Source organism: Amphritea sp., from assembly GCF_016744155.1.
Classification (GTDB): Bacteria; Pseudomonadota; Gammaproteobacteria; order Pseudomonadales; family Balneatricaceae; genus Amphritea.
The window spans coordinates 86,195-101,417 of record NZ_JADGEW010000001.1; the positions used below are offsets into that span (position 1 = coordinate 86,195).

The following is a 15,223-nucleotide window of genomic DNA, read 5'->3' on the forward strand; positions in this document are numbered from 1 at the left end:
GAGCGAAATTATACACGAATAACAGGCTTTGAAAGTGCTTAGGCGCCGGATTGTGGGTGTTTTTCAGCGACTTTTACCTGGTTTTAATAGTCCCTGCTGAGATATTCGAGTATCTCGATAACCTGTTCCGTGTTTTCTGCGACAGCCAATGCTGCTGCGTCGACCTCTTTTAATGGATGGGTAATGTCGGAGGCGTGCTCTACGATTAAAGATTTTCCAAGCGCTGCGGCCATGCCTGCATCAAACGCGGCGTTCCATTGCTTGTACTTATCACCAAAGCGAACGACCACTATGTCGGCGCGTTTTATGGCGGTCATGTGGCGGATGCTGTTAATCTTTGCTGCCTTATTATCTTTCCAGAAGGGGTTCTCTTCTGCGCCAAGTATCTTGGATCCGCAGTCATCACTGCTGCCGTGATCTGTATTTGGCGTTAGTATCTCTATGGGGAGTTTCTTCTCCTGTATTGCTGATTTTATCTTTTCTCTCCAGTCAGAATGGATCTCGCCTGATAGGTATACGGTATATTTCATCTGTTCTTCTCGCTCATTCTATTTCATTGTTGGTCTTTACAAGATTTCCCATTATATAATCTCGGCAGCCGCTTAGTGGTCAATAGGTAGTTATTTTTATTCCATGTTGTGAAAAAGGTTCCACGTGAAACATCTTAAAGGCTGGCTCTCAGTTTCAGTTCTCTACCTACTTGCCCTCTTACCTCTGCGCATGGCTCAGTCGTTAGGTGAATATGTTGGTAAGCGAACCTATAAAAGCAGAAAGAAAGCATACAAAATCACCAAGATGAATATCGAGCTCTGCTTTCCTGAATTGAATGCAGCGCAGCAGGATGCCTTGGTGAAAGAGAGTTTGATTGAGACTGGACGCTTGGCTGGCGAGATGGGCATGTCCTGGATCTGGTCACCGGGAAGAGTCATAAAAAAAATTCGTAAAATTCACAATGAAGAGTATTTGTCTGAAGCGCTGAGTGATGGCAAAGGGGTGATTTTGATTGCGCCCCACCTGGGAAACTGGGAAGTGCTAGGGCTACATCTGAGTACTAAGTACAAACTTACTTCTATGTATCGGCCACCAAAAATTGAGTTGATGGATCGCCTGGTCAGACGTAAGCGAGCAAGGTTAGGTTCGAAGCTTGCCCCTGCAAATGTTAAAGGGGTGCGGATGGCAATGAAGGCTTTAAAGGCAGGCGAAGTGCTGGGCATTCTGCCGGACCAGGAAGCTGATAAAGGGAGTGGCATCTTTGCGCCATTCTTTGGTCAGGAAAGTTACAGTATGAAACTATTGCCGCAACTTGCGGCTCAAACGGGAGCGGCGGTTATATCGGCTTATGCTAAGCGTTTACCCGATGGTCAGGGGTTTGAAATTTTCTTTCACCGGGCTACCGATAAGATCAATGACAAAGACCTGCTGAGTTCTGCTACGGCGATGAATGCAGAAGTTGAACTGTGCGTTCGACAAATTCCAGAGCAGTATCAATGGGAATATAAACGTTTTCAGCACCGCCCCGATGGCACCCGAATGTATTAGCCAGGTGTCACAAAGACAATAAAAAGGGGCTATTTATAGCCCCTTTTTATTGTCTGCTTAGTGGTGTTCTTAGCGCTTCCAGAAAGCGGGAGAGAACAGTACCAGAAGCGTGAATACTTCAAGTCGGCCAAGCAGCATAGCGAAAGCGAGAACCCATTTGGCTGGCTCGTTCAGATCGCCATAATGTGCAGCAACCTGCCCTAAACCTGGTCCCAGGTTGTTGAGGGTTGCACCAACGGCAGACCAGGCCGTCACCTGATCGAGGCCGGTTCCCAGGAGGATAATCAGCATCACCACGAACACGATTAGGTAGACGGAGAAGAACCCCCAGACCGCTTCCAGGACGCGGTCTGGAATTGGCTTGTTACCAAACTTAACCGGAATAACAGCGTTGGGGTGAATCAGTCTTTTAATCTCCCGTTGACCTTGTTTAAGAATCAGCAGGATACGAATCACTTTCATGCCACCGCCAGTCGACCCTGCACAACCGCCAGCGAACGCTGCAACGAACAGAAGAAATGGCAGCATAACAGGCCATTGAGCAAAGTCTGCCGTCGCAAAGCCGGTGGTCGTCGCAATAGAGACGACTTCAAATACCGCTTTACGAATTGATTCTCCAACGGCATAGGTTTCAGTAGTGATCAATACAACCGCCGCAAGAACTGAAATGCCGCCTAGAATTGTCAGGTAGAATTTAAACTCAGGGTCTTGAAAATAGTGGGTGATAGAGCGTTGGCGCCAGGCGAAAAAGTGAAGCCCGAAGTTTACTGCAGAGATAACCATGAAGAAGGTGCAGATAGCTTCAATCATCGGGCTGTCAAAATAACCGATACTAGCGTCGTGAGTAGAAAATCCACCGATAGCAACAGTGGAGAAACTATGGCCTATCGCATCAAACGGCGTCATACCGGCAAGCCAATAACCTAAGCCGCAAGCGATGGTAAGTGAGAGGTAGATATACCAAAGTGCTTTTGCTGTCTCAGTGATTCTTGGTGTTAGTTTGCTGTCCTTAACAGGCCCTGGCGTTTCTGCGCGATACAGCTGCATGCCACCGATGCCAAGCATCGGCAGAATGGCGACGGCCAGTACGATTATTCCCATGCCGCCAAGCCATTGGAGCTGCTGTCGGTAGTAAAGGATCGACTTAGGCAGGGAGTCTATTCCGGTGATGACGGTGGCTCCGGTCGTTGTCAGTCCCGACAAAGACTCAAAAACCGCATCCACAAAGGAGAGGCCGGGGCTATCTGCCAGCATGAATGGGATAGATCCAAAGAGCCCCAGTACTACCCAGAACAGCACGGTAACGAGGAAACCATCACGAGTACGCAGGTCTTGTCGAACCCGATAGACCGGTGCCCAGATAATAAACCCGGTGGCCAGAGTAATAACGAAGGCGGAGATGAACGCCAGTTGAGTGCCGTCATGGTAGTTATACGAGATAGCGATCGGTGGCAGCATGGTGATACTGAATATCATCAGCAGCAGGCCGAGAATCCGGAGGATTACTTTATAGTGCATCGTTCTCTCCGATCAGAAGAAGCCAAGACCAACCTGGAACAGGCGCTCTACTTCACCAATCTTACGTTTGTCGACCAGAAACAGAATTACATGATCATCGTTTTCTACCACAACATCATCGTGGGCTATAAGTACTTCGTCATTGCGGACAATGGCGCCGATGGTGGTGCCTTTTGGAAGGTCGATCTCTTCAATCATTCGGCCAACTACTTTTGAGCTGCGACTGTCGCCGTGAGCGACCGCTTCCAGCGCCTCGGCAGCGCCTCTTCGTAGTGAGTGTACTGCTGCTACATCGCCACGGCGAACGTGGGTTAGTAGGCTGCCTATGGTTGTTTGTTGGGGGGAGATTGCGATATCGATCACCCCGCCCTGCACCAGATCTACATAAGCAGGGTTGTTGATCAGGGTCATTACGGTGCGGGCACCCAGGCGTTTGGCGAGCATAGAAGCCATGATGTTGGCTTCATCGTCGTTTGTTAGAGCGCAGAAAACATCGGTATCCTCGATGTTTTCTTCCAGCAGCAGTTCTTTATCAGATGCGCTGCCCTGCAATACGATGGTGTTATCCAGACGCTTGGCCAGGCTGTTGCAACGATGAATATCCCGCTCGATAATCTTAACCTGATACTTGTCTTCAATGGTATGTGCCAGGCGGGCGCCAATGTTACCGCCGCCCGCTATGATGATCCGCTTATACGGGCGGTCCAGTCTGCGAAGCTCGCTCATAACCGAGCGAATATCCTTCTTTGCCGCGATAAAGAAGACTTCGTCATCGGCTTCGATAACGGTGTCTCCTTTAGGCATGATGGGGCTGCCCTTACGGAAAATTGCGGCAACACGGGTTTCAACAGAGGGCATGTGGGAGCGAAGATAAGATATTTCACGGCCTACCAGTGGGCCACCGTAGTAAGCTTTTACGGCTACCAGCTGAGCGATACCATCGGCAAAGTCCAGTACCTGAAGAGCTCCCGGGTGTTCTATTAGTCGGCGAACATGTTTGGTGACCAGTTCTTCGGGGCTGATTAAAACGTCGATGGGAATCGACTTATCAGTGAAGATAGCTTTGTTCTTGAGAAGATAGTCATGTTCGCGAACCCGCGCGATTTTTGTCGGCGTATGGTATAGGGTCTGGGCGATCTGGCAGGCGATCATATTCACTTCATCGCTGTTGGTTACAGCAATAAGCATGTCTGCGTCACGGGCGCCAGCCTGTTCAAGTATCGAGGGGTGAGAGGCTTTGCCTTCTACTGTGCGGATATCGAGGCGGTCTTGCAGTTCGCGAAGCCTGCTCATATCAGTATCGACTATGGTGATGTCGTTCGCTTCACTGGCGAGGTTTTCAGCCAGTGTTCCACCAACCTGCCCTGCACCGAGAATAATTATCTTCATAGTCTGATGAGTCTCCGATCAGTGGGTGGCTTCGCCATCACTCGTTCTGATCTTTTACCAATACTGCATAATAAAAGCCATCATGTCCCTGTGCTTGAGGGAAAAGCTGGCGGCCGAATGGTCGTTCTATACCCCAGTTCGCTTCAATCGGGAGATGATTGGCATCGGTCTGAGATTTAAGGAAACGCTCAATAACCCGTTCGTTCTCCTGAGGAAACACAGAGCAGGTGGCATACACTAAACGCCCGCCTTGCTTCAGCATTTGCCAGCAGTTTTGAAGAATGGCTAATTGCAGTTCTGCCAGGGCCTTAATGTCTTCACTTTGACGCATGTGCTTGATATCTGGGTTGCGTCGTATCACGCCGGTTGCTGAACAGGGGGCGTCGACCAGAATCCTGTCATAGGTTGTTCCGTCCCACCAGTCTTTAGTAGCGGCATCATCAACGATTACTTCAGCGGATAACTGTAACCTGTTGAGGTTTTCCTGGATTCTCAAGGCTCTATTATCCTCAAGCTCGATCGCTGTTACATGATCGAGGTCAGGCTGGTGCTCAAGAATGTGGCAAAGTTTACCGCCGGGCGCCGCGCAAGCATCGAGAACGCGTTGTCCTGCCTGTAGGTCTAGCAAGTCGCTGCTGAGTTGCGCTGCTTCGTCCTGAACGCTGACGGCGCCGCTATCGAACTCGGGTAGCGAGCTTACATCAACAGGGCTTTCAAGCTGAATACCTACATTGGAATAGGGAGTAGCTGATGCCGAGATGCCGCTGTTAGATAGTTGCTGGAGGTAATCAGCTCGGTCAGTTTGCAGGCGATTTACCCGCAGAGTCATCGGTGGTTGTTGATTGTTTTGCTCAAGGATATCGATCCAGTGGTCTGGCCAGTTATGTTGTAACTTGGCGATTACCCATTGAGGATGGATATAATTAAACTCATCCTGCGTAGACAGAGACTCAAATAATTCATCCTGTTCGCGTTGCAGGCGACGTAATACCGCATTGAGTAGGCCTTTCGCCCAGTCTTTTTTCAGCTGGGTGGTCGCTTCTACTGTTTCGCTGATGGCCGCGTGGGCAGGAATTCGCATCTCTAAGAGTTGATACAGGCCCAGGAGAACCAGTGCGTATAAATCCTGATCCTGCGGTTTAAAGGGCTTTTTCAGCAGTTTTTTGGCAAGTGCTTCAAGTCGGGGAAGGAAGCGCATAGTGCCATAACAAAACTGTTGCAGCAGTGCGCGCTCGTTTTCCTGGCAGAGCTCCAGTGCTCTGGGTAGTGCTGTATTCAGTGACTCTTTGCGGTCTATCACCGGGCCTAAGGCGCGAGCTGCAATGGCGCGGATATCCATCAAGACTGGCCTAGCTCTGTACCGTCGCTAAACAGTTCTTTCTTCGAGTTGAGCACCGCACTGGTCTCCATCGCTTTACTTCCCGGTAGTTGGATTTTAAGAAGTCTGACGATGCCTTCACCGCTGGCAACCATAACCGCTTTTTTGTCAGTGCCGACTATTGTCCCCGGCTTTGCGGTGCTCGGAGTCATTTCTGCTTCGGCATACCAGACTCGCAGTGTTTCACCGTTCAAGGTGGTGAAGGCCACAGGCCAGGGGGCTAGCCCTTTTATCTGTCGGGTGATCTCAGAGGCGGACTGTTGCCAATCGATCTGGCCTTCGGCTTTTTCTAGCTTGTGGGCATAACAGGCCAGGCTGTCGTCCTGCACTTCATGGGTTATGGTTTGATCGGCAATTCCCGGAAGGCTGTCGAGCAGTGCTGCTGAACCAATTTCCGCAAGCCGGTCATGCAGCTCACCACTGGTATCTGATGGGATGATCGGGCAGCTTTTCTTGAGTAGCATGGCGCCGGTATCCAGGCCAACATCCATCTGCATGATGGTGACGCCGGTTTCATCATCACCAGCCAGTAGTGCTCTATGAATGGGAGCCGCGCCCCGCCACCGGGGTAGCAAGGATGCGTGAACGTTGATGCAGCCCAGACGAGGCGCATCAAGAATGGCCTTAGGTAGAAGCAGGCCGTAGGCCACCACGATCATCAGGTCTGCATTAAGATCTGCCAGGGTCTGGCGATCTTCTTCCTGCTTGAAATTAAGCGGCTGAAAAACCGGAAGGTCGTTATCAAGCGCGACTTTTTTAACCGGGCTGGGGGTTAGTTTCCGACCCCGCCCTGCCGGGCGGTCTGGCTGGGTGTAGACGCCGATAACATTATGTCCTGCATCCAGCAGTGCTTTAAGGCTGGATGCGGCAAAGTCCGGCGTGCCGGCAAACAGGATACGCAGTTGTTTAGCGGAGTCTGACATGCTTCAAACCTTCTGACGGTGAAGTTTATCCAGCTTGCTACGGATTCTATTGCGTTTTAAAGGGGACAGGTAGTCGACGAACAGCTTGCCTTCCAGGTGATCAATCTCGTGCTGAACACAGATAGCCAGCAGGTCATCCGCTTCGATACTGTACTCTTTGCCGTGTTCATCCTGTGCTGTTAGCCGGATGTTGGTTGGCCGAACGACATCTTCATAGTAGCCAGGAACGGATAAGCACCCTTCCTGTTGCTTCTCAGTTTCATCAGTAAGTATCTCAACTTGGGGATTAATAACCACTAAAGGGTCATTTTTCTCTTCAGAGGTGTCGATAGTGATGATACGCTGATGTACATTGATCTGTGTTGCCGCCAGGCCGATGCCCGGAGCATCGTACATGGTTTCAAACATATCTTTGATTAGCTGACGTAGTTCGTCGTTAAATACAGTAACCGGTTCAGCAACTGTACGCAGGCGTGGATCTGGAAATTCTAGTATTGGAAGTAATGACATGGTCGCTGCAGAAAAAGAAGGTTGAAGAAAAAGAACACTGAAATCAATAATCTTTCCATTATACTGATATAGATACACAATGTATTGCCGATACTGTTATAGACTTTCAAAAATATGGCGGTCAGAGACAAGGATTTGAAAATGAAACAACTGGTTGCAGGATTTCTGGGCGCTCTAGCGATGTGTGTCGCATTGGTGATGCCTGTTCAGGCTGAGGTTCGCAAAGATACGCTGGCGTTGCAGGATAACCATCCTAAAACCTATGTGGTGGTTAAGGGCGATACCCTGTGGGATATTTCTGGGATGTTTCTTAAAACTCCCTGGAAATGGCCACAGCTATGGGGCTTTAATCAGCAGATAGATAACCCGCACCTGATCTACCCAGGGGATGTTTTAACCCTGAAATGGGTGGATGGTCAGCCTCGACTGGTGCTGAATGATGGCATTATCCGTCTGAGCCCGAAAGCCAAAGTGACACGGCTTAAAGATGCTATTCCTGCGATCCCACTTAAAGATATCATCGGCTTCCTCTCCGATAACATTGTGATGGATAGCGATGAGCTAACCGCCGCGCCTTATATTGTTGGTAGTACTAATAACCGTATTGTCGCTGGTGCCGGAGACCGGGTGTACGCCAGAGGTACATTGGTTGAAGATTACTCCCGTCAGAATATATACCGTCCTGCACGTGAATATATTGATCCGGTTACTCAAGAACATCTGGGTTACGAGCTGTTCAAAATTGGCGAAGCGGCTGTCGGCAGTAAAACAGACGACATTATTACTCTGGATCTGCGTAAAACCCGTGAAGAAGTTTCCGCGCTGGATCGAGTTTACCCAAGCCAGAAAGAGTCTATCCAGTCTATTTTCTACCCAAGCTCTGCTGAAGAAGAGATAAATGGACGCATACTCTCCGTACTGCGTGGTGTGCGTCAGGCGGGTCAGTATGATGTTGTCGCGATCAATCAGGGCGCCCGTGAAGGGCTTGAGCCAGGCGATGTTCTGACTATCTTCAGAGCGGGTGAAAAACTGAAAGATCCAGTGACCCAAGAACTGATTATTCTACCGTCTGAAGAATCAGGCATGATGATGATCTTTAAAGCTTACGAAAAAGTTAGTTACGCACTGATTCTTAATGCCACTAATGTTATTGCCATCGATGATGAGGTTCGCAACCCAAGCTAGCCTCAGCTGATGTAAGTCTATAGGACAGGGAGTGTCCATGCTTCACCACCTCAGGGAATGGATTGCCCTGTCTGAACTGCCCGGGATTGGCCCCGGGCTTCTGTTTAAATTACTGCAGCGTACTCAATGTGTACCGGTTGAGTTGCTTAAGCTGAGCAGTGATTCCCTTAAGGCACTTAAGCTTCGCCCAGAAACTGTTCGACATATTCTTGCTTATCAGCAGGGAGGATGGCCTGACAGTGAATACCTCAAAATGGTTGAGGGCTGGCTGCAACAACCGCAACACTCTTTACTCAGTTACGATTGTCCCGATTACCCTCCCCTGTTAAAAGAGATCCCCGATCCTCCTCTGCTACTCTATGTCAGTGGCGACCCCGGCGTGCTGCATCTGCCGCAATTAGCCGTGGTGGGCAGTCGATCGGCCAGTCGGCACGGCGTTGAGCTGAGTAAGTCCTTCGCCAGTGCGCTTACCGCGGCTGGAATGACCATAACGAGTGGTTTGGCCAGGGGTGTCGATGGTGCAGCTCACGGGGCGGCTGTGGAGCTTTCAAGGCCTACCGTTGCCGTGCTAGGTTCCGGGCTACTCAAAATCTACCCGCGACAGCATAAACGCTTGGCTGAGGCTATTGTCGAGCAAGGTGGAGCGCTGGTTTCTGAATACCCCTTAACAATGTCTCCGCTGCCTTACAACTTCCCCCGGCGTAATCGTATTATCAGTGGATTGAGTGCCGGAGTCCTGGTGATAGAAGCGGCAAGGCGAAGTGGTTCATTAATAACGGCCAGGTTAGCGCTTGAACAAGGACGTGAAGTGTTTGCCCTGCCAGGGGCGCTAAATAATCCCCAGAGCCATGGCTGTCACGACCTGATCAGGGAAGGCGCGATGCTGGTTGAAACCAGCGCTCAGATTATAGAGCCTTTAGCCAGCTTGTTAGGGAGTTACTGTTATGATGAACGCCAGGTTGAGACTGAATCGATAAAGCTATCTGACGATGAGGCTGAATTGCTGGAACAGATAGGTTACCAGCTAATGACACTGGAACAGTTAATCGGAGTGACCGGCCAGGCAGCCTCTGCTTTATTGCCACAGCTGGTGGGAATGGAGTTATCTGGCTATATCGAAAATACACCGGATGGTTATCAGCGGTTGATCTGAATCTGTCGATGAGATGTATAAACCCGCCTTTTTTCGTGGTTGAAAGTTGTACAGTTTTAGAGTAATTTCCACGTTTTCCCGACTAACTTTACAAATTTTGAAGAAAATCATGACTAAACCATTTGTTGCTATTTTGATGGGTTCCGACTCAGACCTACCGATTATGAAAGCTTCTGCTGAAATTCTGCGTGGGCTTAATGTTCCTTTCGAAATGAAAGTTAGCTCTGCTCACCGTACGCCGGTTCAGACGCACGATTATGTAAAAGATGCAGATCAGCGTGGCGCGATTGCTTTTATCTGTGCTGCTGGCATGGCTGCGCACCTAGCGGGTGCGGTTGCTGCAAATACCACTAAACCTGTTATTGGCGTGCCAATCGAATCCTCTCTGGATGGCCTTGATGCACTGCTTTCTACGGTTCAGATGCCGGGTGGAATTCCAGTTGCTACCGTTGCTATTGGTAAAGCAGGCGCGAAAAACGCGGCTTACCTGGCAGCACAGATCGTTGCAGTACAAGATCCAGAACTGGCAGAGCGTATCAAAGTAGAGCGTCAGGCAAACACTGATGCAGTTATCGCAAAAGATAACGCGCTACAGGAAAAGCTGGCAAACGGCGAAATCTGATCGCTATGGGCTGGTGGCATATTCGTCAGGCAGCCAGGGCGATGCACCTTGGAGGTGTTATCGCCTATCCTACTGAAGCGGTTTGGGGTCTTGGTTGCGACCCTTTCAATGAAGCCGCGGTTCACCGGTTGCTTAAAATAAAGCGTCGGCCTCTGCATAAAGGCCTGATTTTGGTGGCGTCCTCGATACAGCAGGTCCAGCCACTACTGGATAATATTGCGCCTGAAGATCAAGTGAGAATCAAGGCGACATGGCCCGGTCCAGTTACCTGGATTCTACCTGATCCGGACAACCTGATTCCCACCTGGGTTAAAGGAAATCATAGCTCTGTTGCTGTGAGAGTGAGTGATCACTATCAGGTAAAAAGTCTCTGTGATGCCTTTGGCTCTATGATTATATCCACATCCGCAAATTTCTCAGACAAGCACCCAGCAAGAGATAAAATGAAAGTAAGTATTCACTTTAAGAATAAAGTGGATGTTATCGTGCCTGGTGAGCTCGGTAAGCTAAGTCGCCCGACCAAAATTTATCGTCTGGATAGTCTTAAACCGGTAAGAAGTTAAAATTAGTACAGTTAGTGATGACTAATCACATCGAGATCTAAAGGTGATAAAAATGACAGCACCGGATATTAATGCGGTAAAAGAGTATCTGCTGAACCTGCAAGACAGCGTTTGTGCACAGCTGGAGGCGGTAGAGGGAGACGCTCGGTTTATCGAAGACAGCTGGCTGCGTGAAGGCGGAGGCGGAGGTCGTACTCGGGTTTTAGCTAACGGTGCTGTGATCGAAAAAGGGGGGGTGAATTTCTCCCATGTTTTTGGTGATAAGCTTCCCGCATCGGCGACAGCTCACCGTCCTGAGTTAGCGGGTCGCACGTTTCAGGCGATGGGCGTGTCACTGGTGATTCATCCGCATAACCCTTATGTGCCTACTTCCCATGCCAATGTTCGCTTCTTTATCGCTGAAAAAGAGGGAGAAGATCCAGTCTGGTGGTTTGGTGGTGGCTTTGACCTGACCCCATACTATGGCAACAAAGATGACTGTCGGGCGTGGCACCAGGCAGCTAAAGATGCCTGTGATCCTTTCGGTGATGATGTTTATAGCCGTTATAAAGCCTGGTGTGATGAATACTTCTACCTTAAGCATCGTGATGAGCCCCGCGGCGTCGGTGGCCTGTTTTTTGATGACCTTAATGAGCCGGACTTTGATCACTGCTTTGCCCTGATGCGATCTATCGGTGATGCTTTTGCCCCGGCGTACTGCCCGATTGTTGAAAAACGTAAAGATATTGAATACGGCGAGGTCGAGCGCGACTTCCAACTGAATCGTCGTGGCCGCTATGTCGAATTTAATCTGGTGTTCGACCGCGGAACATTGTTTGGCCTGCAATCTGGCGGGCGCACAGAGTCTATTCTGATGTCGCTGCCCCCGGAAGTTCGCTGGGGTTATGACTGGAAACCGGAGCCAGGCTCTAAAGAAGCCGAGCTTTATGATTTCTACCTTAAACCACAAAACTGGCTGGAGGTTTGAGGTGAGTGATCGTTACGCCGTCTTTGGTAACCCGATAAAGCATTCTAAGTCGCCGTTGATTCATACGGCGTTTGCTCAACAGACTAATCAGGAGCTGAGCTACAACGCCATCCTGGTACCTGAAGATGGCTTTGTTGAGGCTGTGGATAACTTTCTCTCTGGAGAGGGTAAAGGTCTGAATATCACCGTCCCATTCAAGGAAGAAGCCTGGAAAAAAGCTGAATCACACTCTGACCGGGCAAGATTGGCAGGTGCCGTCAATACGCTCTACAGAAACGATGCAGGCCTGTTATGCGGTGACAATACTGATGGCTTGGGGTTGGTGGCGGATATCACTCTGAATAATGGCGGTGAAATACGCGGCAAAGAGTTGTTGATTCTGGGTGCTGGAGGCGCGGTTCGCGGTGTATTAGAACCTATTCTAGCGCATCAGCCGGCGCGCTTGGTTATCGCTAACCGAACCCTGGCCCGGGCTGAAGCGTTGGTTGAGCTCTTTAGTGATTTCGGTGAGATTGAAGCTTGTAGTTTTGATCAGTTAGCAGGTCAGCAATTTGATCTGGTGATAAACGGAACGGCGGCCAGTTTGCAGGGCGAAGTCCCTCCCCTGCCCGACGATCTGTTGCGTGAAGGCGCCTGGTGTTACGACATGATGTATGGCGCTGAAACCACGGTATTTAACCAGTGGGCTGCAGATCATGGCGCTGAAAGAGCGATGGATGGCCTTGGCATGCTGGTGGAGCAGGCCGCAGAGTCTTTTTCGATATGGCGCGGAATCCGTCCCGATACTTCTGAACTAATTCAAGAGCTTAGGCATCAGCTGTTGACCAAATAGTAACCATTAAAATCCTTCCTTGCGTGGAGTTTCTCATCGGGTTATAAAAGAAGAAGCTGAATAATGTGTTCTGCAGGGTTTTGCCAGAACGCATTCTCAGGTTCCACTCGCCAGCCGCAGGAACGATCCGTCATGGAAAAAGAGACCCGCCTGTCCCCCGATCAGCTGTACCGTCACTGCAACACTGAGTTGCTGCCCTTCAAAACCACTGAAACTCTCGAGCCCTATACCGGTTTCTTCGGCCAGGAGCGCGCGGTAGAGGCGATGGAGTTTGGCATCGGCATGAAAAGGCCCGGTTACAACATGTTTGTTATGGGCAACCCCCATACCGGCCGGTTTTCCTTTGCCATCGACAGTATCCGTAGCATCGCTAAGAAAGAGCTGAAGAAAACCAGCGACTGGTGTTACCTGAATAATCTTGAAGAGAGTCGTAGTCCCCTGGTTATTCAGTTGCCAGCAGGCAAAGGCTGGGCTTTCAGGCGGGATATTAAGCATCTGATAGAAGGCCTCCTCACTGAACTGCCTGCCGCTTTTGAAAGCCCTTCATACCAGCGCAAGAAGAGTAAAGTCGAGCGAGACTTTAATCGTCTCTACGATCAGGCGATAGAGCTGGTAGACGCGTTAGCGAGGGAGCACAGTATTGCGCTGTACCGCGACGCCGGCAGCATCGGCTTTACCCCGGTATCGGATGGCCAGGGAATGGATGAGGCGGCGTTTTCTCAGTTACCAGAAGATGTCCGGGATGAGTTCACCCGTAATATAGCCAAGCTGGAAGAACGCCTGAACGAAGAGCTGGCGAGCATGCCCAAGTGGCGGCGTGAAGCGGGCGATAAAATGAAAGTGCTGGACAGGGAAACGGCGCGCAGTGCGGTAGCCCCACTGATTCAGCCTTTGCGCGAAAAATACCACAACAACAATGGTGTGCCGGATTACCTGACGCAGCTGGAATCCAACCTGGTGAAGAACGCCCTGGATATTATCGAAGATGATAAACCCAATGAGGCGGGGACGGATCTGGCCCGGCGGCAATACATGGAAAACACCTTTGGTGTAAACATGGTGGTGGATAACCAGAAAACCAAAGGCGCCCCGGTCGTCTTTGAGACCCACCCTACCTACGACAATCTGTTTGGCCGGGTTGAATACAATTCCGAAATGGGCGCTCTGAGTACGAACTTTCAGCTGATCCGCTCCGGTGCGCTGCACCGGGCCAATGGCGGCTATCTGGTGCTTGAATCCGAGAAGTTATTGGAACAGCCCTTCGTTTACGGCGCTTTGAAGAGAGCGTTGAAATCCAATGAGATCCGCATAGAGAACCCCATGTCAGAGATGACCGGCATGGGCACTATCACGCTGGCGCCTCAATCCATTCCTTTGGGTGTCAAAGTGGTGCTTATAGGCACCCGGGAAACCTACTACCTGTTGCAAGAACTGGATCACGACTTCGAAAAGATGTTCCGGGTCGTGGTCGACTTCGATGAGGATGTAAAACGGGAACCGGCGACGATTCGCAGCTATGCCCGCTTGATGAAAACCCTGGCCGATGAAGAGAATCTGGCCCCGCTTAACCGACAGGCCGTGGCACGGCTGGTGGAGCATAGCTCTCGTCTGACGGAAGATCAGGAGCTGCTCTCCGCTCATGTAGGTGAGCTGGTGGATCTGCTCTGTGAAGCCGATTACAAACGTATTCGTCAAAAAGACGACATCATTAATGATCAGCATGTAGAGATGGCACTACAGGCGAAAGAGCGCCGCACCAACCGTATCTCCTCCAAAATTCTTGACAGTATTCTCAATGAAACCGTCTTGATCGATACCGATGGCGAGTCTGCGGGCCGCACTAATGGCTTGACCGTGCTGGGTGTGGGCGATGTGTCCTTTGGTTTTCCTGCGCGAATTACAGTAACGGTGCACCCGGGTAATCGCGGCATTGTCGATATCGAACGTGAGGTAACCCTGGGTCAGCCGATCCACTCCAAAGGGGTGCTGATTTTGTCAGGCTACCTGGGTCACAAGTACGCCAAAGACTTCCCGCTGACACTGTCAGCGAGTATTGCGTTGGAGCAATCTTATGGTTATGTCGACGGCGATAGCGCCTCAATGGCAGAAGTTTGTACCCTAATCTCCGCATTAACCGGCATTCCGATAAAACAGCAGTTCGCCATTACCGGCTCTATCAACCAGTACGGTGAAGTACAGGCGATCGGTGGTGTGAATGAGAAAATTGAGGGCTTCTTTAACCTCTGTAAAACCCGCGGTTTAACCGGCTCTCAAGGCGTAGTCATTCCGAAAGCCAATATCCGTAACCTGATGCTCAAGCGCGAAGTGGTTGATGCCGTAGCCGAAGGTCAGTTCTGCATCCACGGCGTTTCAACGGTAGACCAGTGTCTGGAACTGCTGATGGGCCGCAAAGCCGGACAGCTGAAAGAGGACGGCACTTTCACCCAACGGTCGGTGAATGCGGTTGTAGTTAAGCGGTTGCGGGAGATTGCTAAGGCTAAGGCCTAACCGCGGAGCGGTTAGCCTTAGACCGCGGCTTCGCCGCTAGCTCGTGGCTCGAAAAAGCAATATCAGAGTTAGTGGGACATGACTGCTGAATCGTGGGGGCTGAAATCACAGCTAAAAGCGGACATTAGCATGACTA

14 protein-coding genes are annotated in these 15,223 nt (G+C 50.4%); 8 read left to right on the forward strand and 6 right to left on the reverse strand.

The features are described 5' to 3' along the window. Positions 1–83: 83 nt before the first annotated feature. Entirely contained in the window at positions 84–530 is a 447-nt protein-coding gene (locus QZZ54_RS00405) for a YtoQ family protein (RefSeq protein WP_290697028.1), read from the reverse strand. 124 nt (positions 531–654) lie between these two features. Between QZZ54_RS00405 and QZZ54_RS00410 the strand changes: the two genes are divergently transcribed. Beyond that, on the forward strand, positions 655–1,539 hold the full coding sequence (locus tag QZZ54_RS00410; protein ID WP_290697030.1) for a lysophospholipid acyltransferase family protein: 885 nt from the start codon (positions 655–657) through the stop codon (positions 1,537–1,539). A 69-nt stretch (positions 1,540–1,608) separates the two neighbouring features. Here the strand turns inward: QZZ54_RS00410 and QZZ54_RS00415 are convergent, their stop codons facing one another. From QZZ54_RS00415 to def, 5 genes are read right to left on the reverse strand one after another with little or no spacing between them, the layout of a single operon-like run. Further along, the gene (locus QZZ54_RS00415; protein WP_290697033.1) at positions 1,609–3,057 is read right to left on the reverse strand and encodes a TrkH family potassium uptake protein; all 1,449 of its coding nucleotides are present in this window, start codon (positions 3,055–3,057) and stop codon (positions 1,609–1,611) included. Between the two features lie 12 nt (positions 3,058–3,069). Continuing rightward, positions 3,070–4,446, reverse strand: a complete 1,377-nt coding sequence (trkA, locus tag QZZ54_RS00420) for a Trk system potassium transporter TrkA (RefSeq protein WP_290697036.1) — start codon at positions 4,444–4,446, stop codon at positions 3,070–3,072. A gap of 37 nt (positions 4,447–4,483) precedes the next feature. Further along, a complete protein-coding gene (rsmB, locus tag QZZ54_RS00425; RefSeq protein ID WP_290697039.1) occupies positions 4,484–5,785 on the reverse strand; it encodes a 16S rRNA (cytosine(967)-C(5))-methyltransferase RsmB in 1,302 nt (433 codons plus the stop codon). Continuing rightward, positions 5,785–6,747, reverse strand: coding sequence for a methionyl-tRNA formyltransferase (fmt, locus tag QZZ54_RS00430; protein ID WP_290697042.1), 963 nt, complete (start codon positions 6,745–6,747; stop codon positions 5,785–5,787). The genes rsmB and fmt overlap by 1 nt, the downstream gene beginning before the upstream one ends. A 3-nt stretch (positions 6,748–6,750) precedes the next feature. Beyond that, positions 6,751–7,257, reverse strand: a complete 507-nt coding sequence (gene def, locus QZZ54_RS00435) for a peptide deformylase (protein WP_290697045.1) — start codon at positions 7,255–7,257, stop codon at positions 6,751–6,753. A gap of 141 nt (positions 7,258–7,398) precedes the next feature. On the opposite strand from def, the gene QZZ54_RS00440 reads away from it, so the two are divergent. From QZZ54_RS00440 to QZZ54_RS00470, 7 genes are all read left to right on the forward strand, one after another. Further along, positions 7,399–8,442: a LysM peptidoglycan-binding domain-containing protein gene (locus tag QZZ54_RS00440; RefSeq protein WP_290697048.1), complete on the forward strand. Its 1,044-nt coding sequence runs from the start codon at positions 7,399–7,401 to the stop codon at positions 8,440–8,442. Between the two features lie 37 nt (positions 8,443–8,479). Beyond that, entirely contained in the window at positions 8,480–9,595 is a 1,116-nt protein-coding gene (gene dprA, locus QZZ54_RS00445; RefSeq protein ID WP_290697051.1) for a DNA-processing protein DprA, read from the forward strand. A gap of 109 nt (positions 9,596–9,704) precedes the next feature. Then, positions 9,705–10,217 (forward strand): 5-(carboxyamino)imidazole ribonucleotide mutase, encoded by a 513-nt coding sequence (gene purE, locus QZZ54_RS00450; protein WP_290697053.1) that lies wholly within the window; start codon positions 9,705–9,707, stop codon positions 10,215–10,217. Between the two features lie 5 nt (positions 10,218–10,222). Further along, positions 10,223–10,780, forward strand: coding sequence for a Sua5/YciO/YrdC/YwlC family protein (locus QZZ54_RS00455; protein WP_290697056.1), 558 nt, complete (start codon positions 10,223–10,225; stop codon positions 10,778–10,780). A 52-nt stretch (positions 10,781–10,832) separates the two neighbouring features. After that, entirely contained in the window at positions 10,833–11,747 is a 915-nt protein-coding gene (gene hemF, locus QZZ54_RS00460) for an oxygen-dependent coproporphyrinogen oxidase (RefSeq protein ID WP_290697058.1), read from the forward strand. Then, positions 11,707–12,579, forward strand: a complete 873-nt coding sequence (aroE, locus tag QZZ54_RS00465) for a shikimate dehydrogenase (RefSeq protein ID WP_290697060.1) — start codon at positions 11,707–11,709, stop codon at positions 12,577–12,579. Before hemF ends, aroE begins: the two co-directional genes overlap by 41 nt. 132 nt (positions 12,580–12,711) lie before the next feature. Beyond that, entirely contained in the window at positions 12,712–15,087 is a 2,376-nt protein-coding gene (locus tag QZZ54_RS00470) for an AAA family ATPase (RefSeq protein ID WP_290697061.1), read from the forward strand. The last annotated feature ends 136 nt before the right edge of the window (positions 15,088–15,223 follow it).